This is a genomic window from Paenibacillus sp. J31R34, assembly GCF_059383715.1.
Window position 1 is genome coordinate 433671 of sequence record NZ_JBXENU010000002.1, and the last position, 19981, is coordinate 453651.

At 46.8% G+C, this 19981-nt stretch carries 9 protein-coding genes; 4 read left to right on the top strand and 5 right to left on the bottom strand.

Annotation, left to right across the window (positions count from 1 at the left end; translation table 11 throughout):
- Positions 1 to 54: 54 nt before the first annotated feature.
- Complete coding sequence (locus tag AC50YG_RS07355; RefSeq protein WP_494825822.1) at positions 55 to 4713, bottom strand: SGBP N-terminal domain-containing protein; 4659 nt, start codon at positions 4711 to 4713, stop codon at positions 55 to 57.
- Positions 4714 to 5114: 401 nt separating this feature from the next.
- Between AC50YG_RS07355 and AC50YG_RS07360 the strand changes: the two genes are divergently transcribed.
- Together AC50YG_RS07360 and AC50YG_RS07365 are read left to right on the top strand one after the other, a co-directional pair.
- Positions 5115 to 7253, top strand: a complete 2139-nt coding sequence (locus tag AC50YG_RS07360) for an ATP-binding protein (RefSeq protein WP_494825824.1) — start codon at positions 5115 to 5117, stop codon at positions 7251 to 7253.
- 19 nt (positions 7254 to 7272) lie between these two features.
- Positions 7273 to 7965, top strand: coding sequence for a response regulator transcription factor (locus AC50YG_RS07365; RefSeq protein WP_341281143.1), 693 nt, complete (start codon positions 7273 to 7275; stop codon positions 7963 to 7965).
- Between the two features lie 313 nt (positions 7966 to 8278).
- On the opposite strand, the gene AC50YG_RS07370 is transcribed toward AC50YG_RS07365, so the two are convergent.
- The 3 genes from AC50YG_RS07370 to AC50YG_RS07380 form a co-directional block, all read right to left on the bottom strand.
- Positions 8279 to 12724 (bottom strand): S-layer homology domain-containing protein, encoded by a 4446-nt coding sequence (locus AC50YG_RS07370; RefSeq protein ID WP_494825826.1) that lies wholly within the window; start codon positions 12722 to 12724, stop codon positions 8279 to 8281.
- 110 nt (positions 12725 to 12834) lie between these two features.
- Complete coding sequence (locus AC50YG_RS07375) at positions 12835 to 17193, bottom strand: BREX system ATP-binding domain-containing protein (RefSeq protein WP_494825828.1); 4359 nt, start codon at positions 17191 to 17193, stop codon at positions 12835 to 12837.
- 37 nt (positions 17194 to 17230) lie between these two features.
- Positions 17231 to 17827: a TetR/AcrR family transcriptional regulator gene (locus AC50YG_RS07380; protein ID WP_341281140.1), complete on the bottom strand. Its 597-nt coding sequence runs from the start codon at positions 17825 to 17827 to the stop codon at positions 17231 to 17233.
- A 149-nt stretch (positions 17828 to 17976) separates the two neighbouring features.
- Here AC50YG_RS07380 and AC50YG_RS07385 point away from each other — a divergent pair, with 149 nt between their 5' ends.
- The gene (locus AC50YG_RS07385) at positions 17977 to 18906 is read left to right on the top strand and encodes a ketopantoate reductase family protein (RefSeq protein WP_494825830.1); all 930 of its coding nucleotides are present in this window, start codon (positions 17977 to 17979) and stop codon (positions 18904 to 18906) included.
- 291 nt (positions 18907 to 19197) lie between these two features.
- On the opposite strand, the gene AC50YG_RS07390 is transcribed toward AC50YG_RS07385, so the two are convergent.
- A complete protein-coding gene (locus AC50YG_RS07390; RefSeq protein ID WP_494825831.1) occupies positions 19198 to 19599 on the bottom strand; it encodes a hypothetical protein in 402 nt (133 codons plus the stop codon).
- A 151-nt stretch (positions 19600 to 19750) separates the two neighbouring features.
- Between AC50YG_RS07390 and AC50YG_RS07395 the strand changes: the two genes are divergently transcribed.
- Positions 19751 to 19906, top strand: coding sequence for a hypothetical protein (locus AC50YG_RS07395; protein ID WP_341281137.1), 156 nt, complete (start codon positions 19751 to 19753; stop codon positions 19904 to 19906).
- Positions 19907 to 19981: the final 75 nt, after the last annotated feature.

Below are 19981 nucleotides of genomic sequence, written 5' to 3' on the forward strand. Positions count from 1 at the left end.
ATGCCAATATGACTCAACTATTAGTTTTACTTAATCTACCGTCGCTCTCTAATCTTACTGATTTTGCCGAGCCAACATGTTGATCAGAACGGTTACTGCCTCCGCTCTCGTCGCATTGCCAGTCGAATTGAAGCGGTTATTCCCCATACCTTGAATGATGCCAAGATTTTTTATCGCGACTATTGCGCCTCTCACCCATTCAGGAATATCCTTGTCATCCGCGAAGCCCGTTGCTCCCGATTCGGTCGGAAGCTTAAGCGCATTGGAAATCATATCAACCATCTCCGCACGCGTTATTTCCGCGTTCGGTCGGAACGAGCCATCTTCATACCCTTTAATAATACCTTCTTGCACGGCTTGCGCGACGGCTTCCCGCGCCCATGTCCCAATATTTTCCGCATCGGTGAAGTTTAACTCCACTCCCACTGTCATTGGCTTCATCGTGTTCATCAGCATGACCACGAATTCAGCGCGCGTCACAGTGTGGTTGGGTTTGAAAGTACCATTCGGATAACCGGTAATAATTCCACTTTGTACGGCTTGCTTAATGGCCTCCTCAGCCCAGTGCCCGCTAATGTCGCTGAAAACAATCGTCGGTTGTGGATTTGTAGAGGGATTCTCTTCAGATCCATTATCAGAAGGATTGCCAGCGGATCCACCGTCAGATGGAGTTGTACTTGGAGGCGTCGATCCGTTACCGCCAGGAGCAGCATTCACGGTTACGGTATATGTCACCTTTGTGATCCCGTCCTCTGCAGTAACAATGACTTTCTTACCTGTTGCTAATACGGTAGCCGGGGTATTACCGTCAGAATCGTATACATTGAAAGTTGCATTCGGTGCTAGCGTGATCGCCGCCTTGAATGCGGCTAACGTTGTACCGTATGGAATGCTCGTAATGGTTTCGTTAACCGTACCTCTCGAGCTTACGATCCCTATCACAGACGTTAGCGTAGCCACATTGCTCTTCGCAACGTTTACCGTAACTGTCCAGTCCTGTGTGCTACCATCCTCCGCAGTCACCATGTACACGACCGGAGCAGAGAAGTCATTATTGGTTGTGCCACTCACCTGATCTACCGTACCGACCTTGGCTGATGCGTCGGCAGACAACGTAAACGTAGCCACCAGGCTGCTCACGTTCGTGCCGTTTGCCACTTCAATCGCAATCATATGTGCGGTCGCATTAATCGTCGCTGCTCCCGTTTGCTCTGCTAGGCTGAATGACGTAATGTCATTCGCGCTGCTCGCAGCAGCCGTCGCCACGCTTACCATAACCGTCCAGTCCTGCGTGCTGCCATCTTCCGCCTTCACCGTATACACAACCGGAGCAGAGAAGTCATTCTCGGTTGTTCCGCTCACTTGATCTACCGTGCCGACCTTGGCTGATGCGTCGGCAGACAACGTAAACGTAGCTACCAAGTTGCTCACGTCCGTTCCGTTTGCCACTTCAATCGCAATGGTATGTGCGGTCGCATTAATCGTCGCTGCTCCCGTTTGCTCCGCCAAGCTAAATGCTATGATCTCCTTCGCATTGTTTGCCGCGACACTCACCGTAACGGTCCAGTTCTGCGTGCTTCCATCAGCCGCTTCCACTATATAGGTCACTACATTCTTAAAATCATTCGCGGTCGTACTGCTCACTTGATTTACCGAGCCAACCATTACCGATGCTCCCGGTGATAACGCAAAGGTTGCTACAAGGCCATCCAAATCCGTTCCATACGCCACTTGAACCGCAATCGTGTGCATTGTCGCATTAATCGTCGCTGCTCCGGTCTGCTCTGCCATGCTAAACGATACAAAGTCTTTCTCGCTGCTCGCCGCGACAGTCACCGTTACTGTCCAGTTCTTGGTGCTGCCATCCTCCGCAGTCACGACATAAGTCAACGGGGTCGTGAAATCATTCGTCGTCGTACCACTCACTTGTGTTGCATTGCTGACTTTAGCCGCGGCTCCTGCGGATAATGTGAAGCTTGCTTTTAGACCATTCAGACTAGTACCATTCGTCACTTCAATCTCAACCGTTTGCGCGGCAGCACTGATCGTTGCTGCTCTGCTTTGCTCCGCAAAGCTGAACGCTGTAATATCCTTTGAACTGCTCGGCGGCGCAACGGTCACCGTAACGACCCAGTTTTGCCTAGTTCCATTTTCCGCCTGCACCACATAAGTGACGGGATTCGTGAAATTGTTAGATGTTATGCCACTTCTTTGAGTTACGCCATTAATCCTGGCGCTGGATGATAAAGTTAACGAGAAAGTGGCGACCAAATTAGCCACATTCGTGCCGTTTTTCACCTCAATGTCTACCGTGTGAGCAACTGCATTGATTGTTGCCGGCTTGGTTTGTGAAGTGAAACTGTACGCCGTAATGTCTTTGGCGTTGCTCGCTTCAATGTAGACATTGACGAGCCATTCCTGAGAACTGCCATCTGCCGCTGTTACGATATATGTGACAGGCGTTCTCATATCGTTGGCAGTAGAACCACTTATTTGAACGACACTGCCGATTTTCGCTGTCGCTCCAGGAGACAAGGAGAACGTTGCCTTCAAATTAGACAAGCTAGTCAGGCTCGTTCCGAAGGCGACCTCAACATCTACTGTATAGTCAGTCGTATTAATAACCGCCGCTTTCGTTTCTGTAACCCCAATTACTGAAAATGCCGTGATCTCTTTCTCGCTGCTCTTCGTCACGGTGACTGTCCAATTCTGCGTGCTGCCGTCCTCCGCCTTCACCTCATAGGTGACCGTATTTGTAAAATCATTGGCCGTCGTCCCGCTTACCTGAACAATAGAGCCAACCGAAGCCGTGGCTCCAGCAGATAACGTGAATGAGGCTTTCAAACTAGTCACATCAGTGCCGCCCGCCACCTCTACCACTACTGTTTGGGCAGCCTGATTAATCGTTGCTGCTCCGGTCTGTTCAGCCAAGCTGAAGGCTGTAATATCCTTTTCACTGCTAGCGATGACGGTCACGGTATAGATAACCTTCGTCATGCCATCCGCCGCAGTTACAATAACCTTACTGCCAGAAGTCAAGGTCGTCGCCACAGTCGTTCCGTCTGCATCGTAAATTTCAAACGTCGCATTTGCTGCTGGCGTGATTTCTTCCTTTAATACGTCTAATGAGGTTCCATATGGAATGCTTGTTATCGTTTCATTCGCCGTTCCTCCCTTGCTGACAATTCCGATACCGGAGGTCAGTGTGGCCGCAGAGCTTTGTGCAGCCCATTGTGCATATAAGGTCGTATATGGCATAATTTTCAAAGAGACGCTATAGCTATTCCCGTGCCCGTTCGGCTGTGTGTTCCAGCCGCTGAACGTATATCCCGTCCTCGTTAGGTCAATTGGACCCGCATAAACACTGGCCGTTTCACCTGGAAAATACAAATTAGCGTCGCTTGGAACTGTCCCGCCGTTGTTTCCGTTCCCGTCATACTGCAGTTGAAACAAAGAATCCTGCAAATAAGGATACCCGTTATTACGCAGCGGATCTACCGCCCATAGGTTTACAAAATCCCACCCGGCAACAGGTCCTTTCATACTTGCGTCCAGGTAGAGACTGCCGACATTATTCCCCAAGCCCCTGCTGCTCAAATTTCCTACATCAGCAATTCCGCTCACATTCCCACTGGCGTAGCTGTTGCTATACGCCCCTGTACTATTGTCGTAATCATACCCTATCAAGCCGCCCACATAATATGATCCGTTTACATTCCCTGTGGCAAAGCTATCGCTTATGGATCCAGCTATTTCAAGGTTGCTCACCAAGCCTCCTACATGCTGTTCTCCGTATACATCACCAGTCGAATAGCTCTTGCTGATCGTTCCATAATTGTAGCCTGTTAAACCACCCGTATAATACGTTCCGTTCACCCGGCCCGTGGCGAAGCTGCTGTCAATTGTTCCAATGTTGCTGCCCACTAAGCCGCCTATACTTTGTCCATCCAACATTTCCCCGGTGGCGTAGCTGTAGCTAATTGATCCATCATTCTCGCCTACCAAGCCCCCTACTGCATAATCTCCTTTCGCATCTCCCGTCGCATAGCTATGCGTGATTGCTCCTGTATTGCTGCCTGTAAGGCCGCCTGTTCCATACGCTCCAAACACATCCACATCTGCAAAGCTATGGTCAATAATCGCATTCGTATTGAAAAGCGTAACACCATTGTGACCAACTAAACCACCTGTATGATCGGCTCCATTCACTTGACCAGTTACATAGCTGTTTGTTATCTTACCTTTATTAGCGCCAACCAGACCGCCTACCGAATTCAAACCGGTAACATTCACATCTTCCAGCTTTATATTATGAATAACACTCTCTACGCTGGTATTACCGAAAAATCCCAGATTATTACTCTGCTTATCGATAGTCAGCCCAGAAATCACAAATCCGTTGCCATCGAAATTCCCCCGAAAAGGTGTATTCGATCTATCTCCAATCGGCGTCCAGTTATCCTTATAGCTGCTGGTGCTGAAATCAATATTTTTTGTCAGCTTAAAATAAAGACCCCTGTTCAGATAAGAACCCCTGATCAGGTTAAGCTGATCGGCCGTTCCGATAAGATAAGGGCTGCTCGATGTGCCATTGCCAGAAAATTCATTCGCCGCATAGGCTTTGCCGCTTCCGAAGCTCCCTCCAATGATGGCACCCCATAACATGACCGCCGTCAACAGCACGACCAACCATTTTGCTCCCGATCTATGCATTGCTTTTTCCCCTCCAATATCCTTTAAACGTTCATAAATAAGCTTATTACAGCCAAATAAAAGAATAATGATGGAATTTTACGCAAAAACGCAAAAACCGCACAGCACCAAGGCTTTGCGGCTTTTTATAATGATGCAAGAAAATTTATTTCCCTAGTGACTTCGCTGAGCTTTTAAATATTCATCATAATGGCCAGCCTGGGAAACCGCCACCGCCACCATCAGCAGAGTAGTCACCAACCTGTAACCTCGTAATTTTGATAGAAGATTAGAGGAGGAGTCTTTAATGAAACCTAAAGAAAACTTTAAACTCGCATTTGAGATAAAATAGGCCAATCATGCTATCATTAAAATAATCAACTTATTTATAGCGCATCTTGTAGATTGGGGTCGACTTCATCATGAGGGATATTCTCCGATTTGGTACTCGTACTATCTTGCTTCATTTAACTGTTATTTCCGTAGTTGCTGGTTTGGTCGCAAGCTATCTCATCTCGTCTACACCGGGTTCCCCTCGGATTCAAAGCGAAGAAGGCATTCTAGATTTAACGCAGGATCATGTCAGTAAGAATTTGCTAAAGCTGCAAGGGGAATGGGCGTTCTACTGGCAAGAGCTGCTTTCGCCTGAGGATATACGAAGCCGCATCGAAAAAGAGGGACAGGCTGATCGATACATCAACATCCCCGGCTCCTGGCTAGGCTACCCGCTCAATGGTCAAGAGCTGCAAGGAGAAGGCTTTGCCACATTTCGGCTGGTCATTGAGCTTAGCGAGCAGGATAGGAATGAGCGGCTTGCACTACGGCTACCTTCTATTTTTCATGCTTATAAACTATGGGTTAATGGAGAGCTGCTGGAAGAAGTCGGTGTGGTTGGTCAGGACAAAAGTGATATGACACCCCATCTGGCAACGAAGCTGGTGTTCTTCCAGCCCAAAAACGATAAGGTAGAGCTGGTTATGCAAGTATCGAACTTCCATCATAAGCGAGGCGGCATCACCACGTATATAGAGCTGGGCGGCAGTGATGAGTTAACGGTCAGGACAAAGCTGAAGGTTGCCACAGATATGTTCATAACGGCAGGCCTGCTGGTGATTGGCTTGTATAATCTGCTGTTGTTCGTGCTGCGACGCAAGGATAGGGCTCCGTTGTACTTTGGTCTGTTCACCGTGTTGTTCGGCATCCGCTCCTTGCTCAACGGCGAGATTATGATTACACAATTACTTCCTCATTTTCCCTGGGAATTGCAGTTCAAGATTGAGTATTTAATTCTTTGCATCAGTGGTTATATCATCACCATGTATTTTGAATGCATTTTCCCGAATTATGTGTCGCGATGGTTTCGTCTTTGCACCCATATCGCAACTGGCGCGCTCTGCCTAATTGTTGTGCTGACCCCTGCGCTAATCTATTCCAAATTGTTACTGGTGATTGGTGTAATCGTTGTACTGCAGATGGCGTATTTGATGATCGGGCTTGCCTACGCGGCTTTGCGGCGTATGGAGGGAGCGCTGATCTTCCTGCTCGTGTCGGTGGTTACTCTCGTTACGGTTATCAACGATTTTTTATATTACAGCGAATGGTCGCCCATCGGAAATACATCTCCGTTTGGTCTGTTGGTATTTACGATCGCACAGATGATTCTGCTTTCTTCAAGATTTACGAGGGCGGCAACGAACGAAGAGAAGATAGCACGCGAGCTGCTGGAAGCGAATAACAAGCTGTCTGAAATGAATACCAATTTGGAGCGGATCGTGATGGAGCGCACACATGAGTTATCCGCAGCTCACGAAGATCTCCGCACGTCATATGAGCGGTTACTCCACTCTGAGCAAGGGAGGAAGAAGCTGCTTGCCTACATTACACATGATTTGCGCATGCCGCTATCCAGCATGCTTGGTTATGTCGAGGCTGTGAAGGACATGGTTAAGCCGGAGCGCAATGAACAGTACCTGAAGTATATTCAGGACAACACGATTAGGATTAATCGCATGATCGAGGAGTTGTCCTTCTTGTCACATCTGGAGACGGGGCAAATAGCGTATCGAATGGAACCGGTTCATGCGATTCACTTCTTGCGTGGTTTTTTTGAACAGTATGAGCTGGTTGTGCGTGACGCAGGGCTGGATTTCATACTGGATATCGGAAATATAGAAGACCAACGACCCGACATGCCTGTTGTCGAGATGGATGCACAAAGATTAGAGCAGGCTTTGTTTAATCTAGTGTCGAACGCGATGAAGTTCACCACTAGCGGCGGGGTGGTGCGTCTTGCACTTGCCTTGGACGAGCTGAAGGATAACCGCTGTGCGATTATTAGCGTACAAGACTCTGGTACGGGTATTCCTCCGGAGCAGCTTGAGCAAATCTTCAATCGCAATTACAGATATGATCGATCAGGCATGGAAAATGGCATAGAGGGAAGCGGCCTCGGGCTGGCGATTTGCAGGGAAATCGTACAAGCGCATGGCGGGGCGGTTCGAGCGGAGAGCGATGGCAAGACGGGGTCGATATTCTATGTATCGCTGCCTCTGTATTTTTGAGAAGCAGGAAGGTGATGGCATGAAGGATACGTACAAAATTATGATCGTCGATGATGATCCCCATATTTGCGAAATAGTTCAGGTGTATTGTGAGAGAGAGGGCTTCACATCCGCCTACAGTCATAACGGGACAGAAGCTATGGAGCTGCTTGCGTCTTTCGAGCCGGATTTGATTGTACTGGATGTACTACTGGCTAATGAAAATGGCATTGATTGGTGCAGAAACGCACGTAGCTACACGGATGCACCGATCGTATTTCTGAGCAGTCGTGAGGAAGACGAGGTGAAAATCAGCGCATTATCCGATGGGGGCGACGATTATGTGACCAAGCCGTTTAGCCCAGGCGTACTCATGGCCAAAATCAAGGCTCACCTTCGCAGAGTATCGAAGGGCAGAAGGGAACAACAGCTGGAGCTACCGGGTTTGACGCTCGATTTCTACGCACAGTCCGTCAACCTGGGTAGTGAACCCATCTTTTTATCAAAAAAAGAGTTCAATCTACTGTCCTATATGGCACAAAACGTGAATCGTGTCGTCAGTGCCGATGCATTGTTTCAGCTCATCTGGGGAATGGAGAGCCTGGAGGATACGAGAACGGTCGCTGTACACATCAGTAATTTACGCAAAAAAATCGAGGCTGATCCTGTCAATCCTGAGAGAATCATTACAATTCGCGGGGCCGGATATATGCTGGTTGCCAGTAAGCGTTAACATAGGGATAAGGTTGGTCGTGTACACGACTAATATCGTCTGGCGCAAAGCTATAACCTTTCAGCTCCTCACGACATTTTTCTGAATGCGGGAGCATATAACTGATCCTCTTTTTCCCAAGTCCATCCTAAATCCAGTTACGGATCTGAACTAAGAATTGTGCAATCCACACGGGGCAGTGAAACTGTTCATTTCAAATTCTAAAAATAAGACGCTCAGGGCGGCATCTCCCGAGCGTCTTTTAAATATCGGCTACGCCGGATTATCTTCGTTTCTTGCGAGATAATTCTCTATTTTTACAACAATCATGTACTTATTGACTGCTTTTTTCACTTTCTAGATTCAACATATTCAAAAGCATAAAAACCGCTTCAGCTCTTGTTGTTTGTGCACGGGGATTAAACGTGTTCGCCCCTGTTCCTTTCACTACGCCGCGTTCTTTCAGAGCGGCTACTGCGCTTTTTGCCCAGACCGGAATCAATTGATCATCTGAGAAAGAGGTGACTGCATTCGGGTCCAGTGGCAGCTCAAATGCCTTCCCAATCATCGTTGCCATCTCTGCGCGCGTGATATTTGCATTCGGCTGGAAGGTACCATCCTTATAACCGCTAATAATGCCAGCTCGCACAGCTTGTGCTACCGCAGCCTGTGCCCAAGCCCCAATATCCGCTTTATCTGTGAAGGTCAGCTCCGCTCCTTCTTCCTGAGCGTTCAATGCTTTCATCAGCATAACTGTGAATTCTGCACGGGTTACCGTTTTACCTGGCTTAAACGTTCCGTCCACATAGCCATTAACAACACCATCTTTTACTGCTTGCTTGATACTTGCTTCAGCCCAGTGTCCTGCGATATCACTAAGTTCAGCAGGCGTTGTTCCCTCTGATACGGGAAGCCCTGTCGATTGGTCTACAACAAGAACCGCAAATTTCGTAAAGTGATTAACCTCTACTGAAACCACATTTCCGATTGTCTTGCTGCCTTTCACTTCTACCCATTCTTTCTTCCCTTCATCGAAATAGAAGATCGCAACCCCTTGGCCGCTCTTCACATTGCTCGCATCGAAAGCAAAGGTGAGCGTTACAGGCTGGATGAAATTACCTGGAATGTTTTTCAATACTTCATATACCGAGCTTGCAAGAACCTCTTTATGGACTAACACATTTTTCGTATCTAGCCATTTCGTAATCGTTAATTTCAGTTCCTGATTGACTGCGCCTGTAGGAACGGTAATCGTGAACCGCTCTTCCAAGCTTACCTCGCCAATTGATCCTATTGGAAGCGTTAGGTTCCCGTCTTTTGACGTCACTTTAGCTGGAGCTGGAACAACACTTCCGCTATTGCTTCCATTATTGGGTGGAGCAGTTGCTTCATTTACCGTCACCGTATACGTAACCTGCGTTACGCCATCCTCAGCAGTGACGATGACTTTATTACCTGTCGCTAATACTGTAGCTACCGTTATTCCGTCTGCTTGGTACACTTCAAACGTCGCATCCGCTGCTGGCGTGATTGCTGCTTTCAGCGCTACCAAAGTTGTACCGGATGGAATGGCTGTTATCGTTTCATTTCCTGTGCCCGTTGCACTTACGGTGCCGATTGTCGAAGTTAGCGTCGCCACCGTTTTCACTAACGTTACCGTATACGTAACCTGTGTGACTCCATCCTGTGCTGTAACGATGACCTTATAGCCTGTTGCCAAAGTTGATGCTGCTGTTGTCCCATCTGCTTCATAGACCTTAACCGTCGCACCCGCTGCTGGCGTAATCGCTGCCTTTAGCGCCTCTAACGTCGTTGTGCTCGGAATGTTCGTAATCGTCTCGTGCAATGTTCCGCCCGTGCTAACCGTTCCGATTGCAGAGGTTAACGTTGCGGTGGTATTAATCCATCTAGCAAATAACGTCTTATTCGTCGTAATCGTAAAGCTGTCTGAAGCCGAGTAGCTCTTGCCGGTTCCGTCCGCTAGCGTATTCCATCCCGCGAACGTATAACCTGTCTTGACCAAATTGCCGGTGTTTCCGACAACGCTAACCGTTGTTCCACGCAAATACGCGGTTTCGGCACTCGGCAAGTCTCCATCGGTTTCACCGTTTCCGTTATAGGTGACATGATGGAGCTGAGAGCTCCGCAAGTAAGGATACCCCTCGTTAAGCGAGGAATCGATTGCCCATGTTTGCTCGAAATCCCAACCTTCATAGCTGCTTTGCAGCATCATCGCCGCTGTCGTTAGCCCCGTACCGCCACCTGTCCCCGAACTCGTTTGTCCTGTTGTTTCGCTATCGAAAAAGCTATTGTTAGCCCCACTATTGTTTCCTACTAAGCCACCTAGGCTTCCGTCACCTGTTACGGCACCCGTTGCATAGCTGTTGACGATAGGAGACCAGTTTCCGCCAACTAATCCGCCTGCGGAATTCTTCCCATTCACGCTTCCATTGAAGTAGCTGTCAGAGATAGATCCTTCATTGCCTCCTACCAATCCGCCTGCTGTCCGATGTTGACCGCTAATGCTTCCGGTAGCAAAGCTATTTCTAATCGTGCTATAGTTCACGCCGACCAATCCGCCAGCATATGTCGCCGCCCCGCTCAGACTTCCCGCAAAGAAGCTATTGGTAATGCTGCTTTCATTAGAGCCTACCAATCCGCCTGCAAAGTACCCGCTGACGCTTCCTGTGATGACTCCACTGTTCGTGATCGTTCCGCTGTTCACTCCAGCTAGTCCACCAACAACCTCTCCACTGCTTACATCGATATTTTCCAGAATGACATTGCTGACCGTCCCATGGTATATAAATCCGAATAGCCCTAGAGGATCGTAAGAATAAGTCCTACTAATCTTTAAATTCGCAATCGTATAACCGCTGCCGTCGAAGTTTCCTGCAAATCCATTACCATAATCCCAATTACCAATTGGCATCCAGCCTTCACCGGCCGCATATCCGCTCAAATCGATATCCGCTGTCAGCTTAAAACTCGCGTTTAAGAAATACCTGACCTGATTAAGCTCGGCCGCGGTTGCAATGAGATAAGGATCCTCTGTTGTTCCCGAACCACCGGCAAATACCGTACCCGTTGCCGGGAATGTCGCTGTTACCACTCCGGAATCGGCTGAATTCGTTACGATTGTTGCCCCCGCTAACGTGAAGAAATCCGAAGGCACTCCCGTCAACACATGCCCCCTCTTGGGCGTGATCGTCAGAGTTGCCGTGTAGGTCTCTCCCTCTGCAAATCGGGGAGCAGCCTCAGGAGACCAAGCGATTGATGCGGTATATTCATCTGTAGTTGTCTCCCGAACTGGCACTTCGCCCGCGACTGGCGCAGGTACCCCGCTAATCGCTGCAGTCGCAATGACATCTATAGCATTCATCGTCACCGTATACGTAATCTTCGTTGCTCCATCCTGAGCCGTAACAATGACCTTATTGCCCGATGCCAACGTCGTCGCTACCGTGGTTCCATCAGCCTCATAAATCTCGAACGTAGCATTCGTTGCCGGCGTGATCGCTGCCTTCAACTCGTCTAACGTCACATCGCCCGGAATGCTCGTAATGGTCTCCGTCGCTGTCCCGCCCGTGCTCACCGTTCCAAACCCGGATGTCAAAGTAGCTTTGGTGCTCAGCCAATGCGCATACAGGGTTGTATTCTTGGTTATCGAAAATGTGTCTTCTGACACATAGCTGGTACCGCTGCCGTCCGCTAACGTATTCCATCCCACGAAGACATAGTCGGTTTTGACTAAAGGATCTGAAGGATCTATATCTCCACTCACGGTAACCATTGCATCATTAGAATATACGTTGTTGTCAATCGGCACGCTTCCTCCCATGTTACCGTTACCGTCGTAGTTCACAAAACGGTAGAAAGCTTTCAAATAGGGATAGCCTTCCTTCACATCCGGATCGATTCCCCAATAATCGTTAAAGCCCGGCCAATTTACATACGTACTTAGCGTCTTCATCTCTAAAGTTGTTTTACCTGTTCCTTTCCCCGTATCACTTTGCCCCGTCGTGTCGCTGTCGTAGAAGCTATTGGAGACTGATGCTCCTGGATTCAAAGCACCGGCCAAGCCTCCTGTAGGAGAGCTTTCAGCCCCTACCTTTCCTGTGGCGTAACTATTGTGGGTCTCCCATTGATTAATCCCTGTCAAGCCGCCTGCGTTTCTATGCGCCGCATTCACACTCGCATTGCTGTAGCTACTGCTGATTGATCCAGAAGCGAACCCTACCAAGCCTCCTACAGATGAACCTCCGCTTATCTTGCCGGTCGTGAAGCTTCCCCTGATTGCTCCAAAGCTGGACCCAACCAAGCCTCCTACATTAGCATTACCCACAACATCGATATCTTCCAGCCCGATATTAACAATTGAACTTAAAGCAGAGGTTTCTCCGAAAAGCCCAACACGATTACTTTGTGGTCGATTAATCGTAAGATTAGTAATTTTATACCCTTTGCCGTTAAAGCTCCCTCTAAATGGATTGCCAATCGGCGCCCAGCCTTCTCCTCCCGCAAAACCGCTTAAATCGATATCCGCGATCAGCTCAAAATATATCCCGGATCCCAAATGATTTCTGACCTCATCGAGTTGGGCAGCCGTTTCAATGAGATAAGGCTCATTGCTCGTACCCGTTCCTCCTGCAAATTCTACACCTGACGCAGCAGATACCTGATTCCCTCTAACGAACAGCCCGTTCCATCCGCCTAGTACTATCAACATCGCTAAGATGATAGACGTTACTTTCTTACTTGCTCGAAATCTTGTACTCATGTCGTTTTCTCCTCCATACCACTATTGAATTCGGACCTAAGTATAGGTCCCAAGCCATACAAAAAAACACTAACCAAAGTTAGTGTTTCGCAAATATTGTAGAAAAAAGTCTAATTTATGAGTTCCAACTCCTTTGCACGGGCGATTGCCTGACTCCTTCTTTTAACTCCCAGTTTTCCGTATACGTTATGAATATAGCCTTTGACTGTCCCTTCTGTTAATCCGAATCGATAGGCAATTTCCTTATTCGTCAATCCATCTGTCAGCGCGTACAGGATCTCTGTTTCACGATTTGTAAGTGATTCGAATAACAGCTGTGAAGCTTTCGCAGAAGTTGATGACGGATCATCTGTTGGAACGATTGGTGAATAACTTTGGCTGCGAGCTTCATCTAATGATTTCACATACATCATTCGGGCAATCATTTGCTCCAGCATGACCCGTATTTCTTGAGTGAAAACGCCGGCTATGAGACTGTTCTCCAAGTAAAGTGCGAATGGCGTTAGTCCTCCTGTGAAAAGAACAGGCATACACAGTACGGATTGGGACTGGTTTCTATGAATAGAGGGATCAGCGGAATAAGAGCTGTGCGAAGCATTAGCAAGTACCACCGATTCGCCTGTTTTTAGTACATAACGGATAATAGACTCACCATACGAAGCTCCGCTGCTATCGCTCAATGAGACTTCCTTTTCAACGACGTAGGTCTCTCCCTCGCTACCCACAATAAATCCCTTTTCCGCACCAGAATAGCGGATTGCAAGCTCCAGGAATTGGTCCATGGTATGACAATGGTCTAGTGAAGTCATCCATTCTTGCTGCTGTTTGTATTGCCTATTGTCCGCAGTAAGCCAAGACGTGAATTCAGACTTGATTTCGATTGCTCTAGGCTCCTCTGTAACTGCCTTGTCTTCCCCTATCCTATCAATCGCAGCTGTTCTTAACCCTTCATTTGTTTCTCTCAGCTGCCTTGCTTTGGCAGTAGCACCCCATCTTGAATAAGCGTCACATGCATCGGCAATAAGAGCCTCCGCACCGTTCACACTCTCCATCTGCCTATAGAATACAGAGGCCCGTTCACAAGAAATAGCCGCCATTAGCCCCTCTCCCGCCTGGCGGGCTGCCCGAATGGCTTCCTCGTATAATTGTGCAGCAGCAACTCTATTGCCCTCCATCCGATAGCGTTCAGCTGATAAAAGCAAATAAGTAGACGAATCCTTGCCGCTATAACCAGACCATCGCCTCATGGAACGCAGGTGCTTACGCAACTTAATCCGTATCCTCTTCTGCTCATTTGGCGACGCTTCCGAATACATAGCAGCAAGCGTTAATGAATGGTACATCCTCTGTTTACGAACATGCGGCCGAGTTTGGAGGAAAGTATTTCTCTCACCTCTTTCAACCCATTCAAGGGCTTCCCGGTACCGCCCGAAGAGATAAGCAATCTCTATGTTACAGGTGCATGTGTAATAGACCTCGTTATTCAAAAAATCCTTGTATGGCTCATTCAGTAAGGGCGTAACGTACTGATCGCTTTCTCCAGCCCCATCTTGCATTTGTGCGATGTACCAATTCGCCCTACGAAAAATATTACGTGTGACTCCGTCCACAAGCTGCTGTGAAGTCTCTTCATACACTTTTATCCGTGCAGATAATGAATACAAATCGCCGGTGTAGTTTGTTATAGTCGTCATCATCGCAATACTAACATAGGTTAGATTAGCCGATTCCATCCCATATTGGATCGATTTCTCAAACTGCTTAATCCCTTCATCCGGAGTAACAATTCCGACAAGACCTTTCAGATAATATAATCGGCTTCGCAGGTCTGCGCTGTCAAAGGAAGCTGCTAGATGGAATGCCTGATCTACATATTGAGGCCCCGTATGGAAACCTGACATTTTATAAATAACCATCCCGTAGCTGGCAAGCATAAAGGAGAAAGCCTCATTGCTTCCATGCTTTAGACCATACCGAACAAATCTTGAGAATAACACAGCCGACTGCTCTAGACTTAGTACATAGACAGGGAGCGAAATCGCCATGACCAGGTCTGACAATGCTTTATAGCGCGGGTCACGATTAATCGGTAAATGAGGAACCTCGCTACCCTTATTGAACAATACGCTCTGTGTCATTAATATTTCCTTTATAACTAATGCTTTGGAAGGCTTGCTTGGTAAATGCCAGCCCAATTCTGCTAGCGCCTGCTGCCCAATATGGACAGCCGTTTCATCCTTCTTCAAATACGAATACATGGCAATACGTATTAAATAGATATGAGAACGTTCAACCACGTTTGTTGTGCAAGACATTAAGTTTGCAAGTAGCTCCTCCGCACGCTCTGTATAACCACACATATATTCACATTCGGATATCTCCAGCATGATACGGTAATCAAGGGACGCTGTATTCTTCCAGTCACCGCCAGACAGACGTAAAGCGATCTCATAAAAATGGAGCGCAGCCGTAAATGCTGTTGTTGCCTTAGACTTTATACCCGCCTGATAGTTAAATGCGGCAAGCTCTCTCTTCTCCGCATCATCCACTATCTTCTCGCTGCCCAGATTCAAGTGATGCACCCTATCAAATATAGTAAATACACTCTCACTTAATAAATGATCGCGTATGACACGGCCAATGGTCAGATGTAAGCTCGCTTGGTTCGATTCAGACATTGTCATATAAGCCGCCTGTTGAATACGGTCGTGCAAGAATCTATAATAACGTTCAACACCGTCTGACTCATCACTGTCATTTTCTCGGCAGATTAGCCCCTCTTCCTCTATGACATGCAGAAGTCTGCGTACATGCAGCAGGGGATATCCACTTACTAAAGAGATCGTGAGTGGACAGAAACGATGTCCGATAGCTGCCCCTATGGCTAACAGCTCGATCTTTTCGGGGGATAGCATACGAATACGAGCCTCAATCAAATGTACAATGTCAGGATCCTCAGGAATTTCCGTGATGACAGATGGTTCCCAGACCCATGAGGCCTCTACTTCATCATAATAAAGCTTATTCTCTCGATACAGATTGTCCAGTAAACGATTCAGGTATAGTGGATTGCCGCCTGTTCGGTGGTATAACACCTCCGCAAGCGAGCGAATACGGGCGGAGTTCTCATCAAGAACATCCGACACGAATTGTCTCACTTCAATGTAGGACAGAGCCTCGAGATGGATATGATGTACAGATAATTGCAATTCATCATGCAAGGAAAGCGACTCCGCCATCCATACAGCTGCATCCACTTTATTCTCTTCATGTTTTTGCCATCCTAAAGTGAATTCCTCCCGAAACGCACTGATTACTAGTAAGCCAGGCCGTGCCTGATCGTGTACAATTGTACGAAGAACATCTATTGTAGCAGGATCTGCCCATTGAAGATCATCCAAGAATATGACTAAGGGATGCTGCTTATCTACAAAAACTTTTATGAATATAGGTACTAAGCGGTTAAAGCGAATAGCAGCCTCAGCAGGATGCAGCGGCTCTATCGCTGGAATGACATCGAACAGCTCTGCAGCTTCTGGTAACAGCTGTACAATAACAGCTGCTCCCTGGCCTAAAGCCTTTGTTAATTGTTTCTTCAGTTTCGCTACTCTATCCGGCGATTCGCTCCATATTTGTCGGATTAGGCTTCGCAAAGCTTCCAGCAATGAAGAGAACGGAATGTCGCGATTCATCATATCGCATTTGCCACTAATGAACCGACCTCCATCCCTTCTAACTAACATCTGAAGCGCTCGGACGAGCACCGTTTTGCCACTGCCTGCACTTCCGCTGACGAAAACGAACGAAGATGCACCAGCTTTTGCCTGTTCGAAAGCATCTCGGAGAGCTCTTTCTTCCCTTTCACGACCAAAGAGGGTCTGAGGAAGCCGAAATCGGCTTGCCTCATCTGCCTGAGCGATTTCGAAAAATATGACTGCTCCCTTTTCCTCCATCGATAAGGCACACTGCTTCAAATCACTTAATAAACCATAAGCACTCTGATAGCGCTCTTCCGGATTCTTCGACAACAGCTTCATAATAACAGCCTCAAGCGAGCCAGCTACATCGGAACGCCATTCGCGCAGAGGCTTCGGTACAACAGCAAGGTGCACATGTATCCATTCTTCTAAACTTTGTGCATGAAACGGCAGACTGCCTGACAGCATCTCATAAAAGATCATACCAAGGGCATACAAATCGCTGCGCCCATCTAGCATATGATTGATTCTGCCCGTTTGTTCAGGAGACATATAGGTATAATCCATGAGTAGCGGATCTGTGAGAATAGCTGATTTCATATCCAATTGAATTTGAAGATTCGCCGGATTTAAATTTCCAAATAATTCATTTTGCTTATGAGCCCGATGTACCGACTCAGTTAGTCCTATAGCTATACGTAAGAAGGAAGCGACGTCCATTGGATCTCCGTTCATCATTTCCTTCAAATGAATAGCTTCTGTAAGTATCATCCTAGGTCCCTCTCCAATCCGTACGCAGTGCTTCTTGTTATTCTATCATTTTATTCGAATCAGGGCGCTGCGGATTGACCGTGCCAAAGATATGAAACGGTGTTATCCCATTTGCGAATAGGCTATCTATCAGCTTGACCAATTCTTCCGACGATAAATCTTTGCCGTTGCGTATCCAAAGGCGAAACATAGACATTAATGTTGATATGTAAAACTCAATCAGGTATGGCGTTAAGATATCATTTGTTGGAAGGTCCACAATCAATCTCTCAAAGGGAATTTCTCTTTTCAGACGTTCAAGAAAATGAACAGAACCATAGTCACCTAAGAGGGCTTTTAGGACTGAAATTTCTTCTGTATTTTCCAAGCATTGAAGGGCATCTTGGAAATTATGCGTAGAAAGCTCCCTGCTTGCCATTTCCTCCTTAATGGATTTCAAAATACTCTCTTCCACATAGTCCAACAACTCATAGATATCTGTAAAGTATTGATAAAATGTACTGCGATTATATCCTGACTTGTTAGCAATCTCTTGAATAGATATTTTTTCAATTGGTTTTTGGCTATATAAATCACAGAAAACACTTATAAATGCTTGCCTTGTTTTGTCCGTAATTTCAGGTTGTTTTTTCATGATTTGCCCCCATTTTCTGTTCTATAGATTATCCGACAGATATTAAAAATCTGATGGTTGATGACCGTATAATGATTACATACAATATTATTATACAACACGTTGTTTGATCATCAACAAGGATCATCAACTATTTTAGGGAGGCTAACATGAAAATTTTATTTTTCGGTAGAGGTGTCATATCGACCCAGTATGCGTGGGCTCTTGAACAGGCAGGGCATACAGTTGAGTTTTACGTCAGAAAGGGGAGAAAAGAAACCTTCGGAAGCAGTATAGAGCTTGAAATGTGGGACGCACGGAGAGGGAAAAAGCTCATAAAAGAAAGCTGGAACGTCAAACTGCATGAGGAGATGCTTCCAAATTATGATCTCATTATTATGAGCGTCAACACGGAACAACTTCCTGCAGCAGCACAATTCCTATCGACTGCTGTAGGAAACACCCCTGTCCTCATATTCAATAACGTTTGGCAGGATTTGAAATCATCGATCGCACCATTGTCAATGAACAATGTTGTCTTTGGCTTCCCCGGAGCAGGAGGCGGCATAGCGGACAATAGGCTTAGAGGCGGCTTTTTGAAAATGATATTTCTTGAAAAACCACGGGCAGGCACTGAGCATATTAACAACAAGGTCAAAGAACTATTCGAAAGTGCCCATTTTAAAATTAGTTGGGTAAAGGATATGCAAAACTGGCTATGGAATCATTTTGCCATGAATGCAGCTATGGAAACCGAGGTGTTAAGACGGGGTAGTTTTCCAGCACTACTGAACCATAGGGACTCATTTGCAAATGTGGGGATAAATATGAGAGAAATGATCCCTGTTCTTAAAGCAAGAGGTGCAAGGCTTGATGCCATTTCTCTCATGTTGACTAAAATTCCACCGGTACTTCTCGGCATACTTTTTAACAAGGCTATTTTTGCAAAAGGCAGCTTACCACGACTTTTCATCGAATACAACAACAGTAAAGCAGGTTTTGCGGTACTTGAAGTTGTGAGAGTAGCAAAAAAGGCAGGCATACCTTTGCCACGTCTTACGATGGCATTTAAAAATACTGAATATGCAAAAGAAATATAAAGAAGCCTTCGATGGTTTCGAGCGTAAGCCGAATCTGCTTCTTGGCCTAAAAAACACACCCCTTAGCAGGCATCGGATTACCCACAGGTTTTTCCAATGTCTATTCTAAGGGGTATTTGCAACAAACTTAGACATGCTCAGGCAAGACCATTGGGGTGTCCATCCTTTGTCCACACATTCATTAACAAACGTTTGGGTTAACATTAGCGCAAGTCCTTTTTTTTCGATGCTCTGTTTTTGTTGCAATGTCAATTGCAATCACAGCATTAAATCTGGCAGTTATGCCCCACCTTACCTCAGCGAGGCATATTTGCTCGATCGAATGAACTCGCGATGGGCTTCCTGAATCGAGTTCACGCGCATCAGCAGCTCCTCGGAACCGCCATGCTTCAGTTGCCCGGCAATCTGCATGAGCTTGAACGTTCTGTAATAGCTCGCATCCGCTTTGCTTCGACTGTGCTGCAATACGTCTTTATAGGCTTGGCGTTCCATCGAGAGGCTGATTGCTTGATCATATAAATTGGAATCTTTTTGCTGTAAGTAGTCCATTTCGTCGGTGCGCAGCTTCTTTCCCAGCATGAGTACATTTCGAATAGATGCCAAACGCGTCTGATCATTCGTCGCTAGAGCGTCCTTGCTTTGCTGCATTCCTTTGAAATAATTACTAGCCAGCTGCACGGATTTTACATTCACGCCATTTCCCTCCTAAATACAAATGTCGTCACATGCAACGATGCCTCTGTCCAAGCATCCGATTGCATCTACCTTCTCATGACAAATCATTCTTCTTCGTCAAAAAACTACAAATATTTCTTCTAATTTATCATGGTAGATTGCTACGCAAATGAAATGTAAAGAAAACTTTATGTTCAAGCTCGTTATGATGCTGACGCCGAAAACAGGAGCCGATACGTATGTTGAGATCGGCTTCACAAGTGCCTCAGGCACCTCGTCACCTTCCGTCCGTATTCTTCGCCCATATCGATTTTTCACCTCTTAATTTTATCACAGCACATGAGACCACTTGTGCATGACAAAGAAAACTTTATGCGCACCTTGCGCTCAATCGCATCCG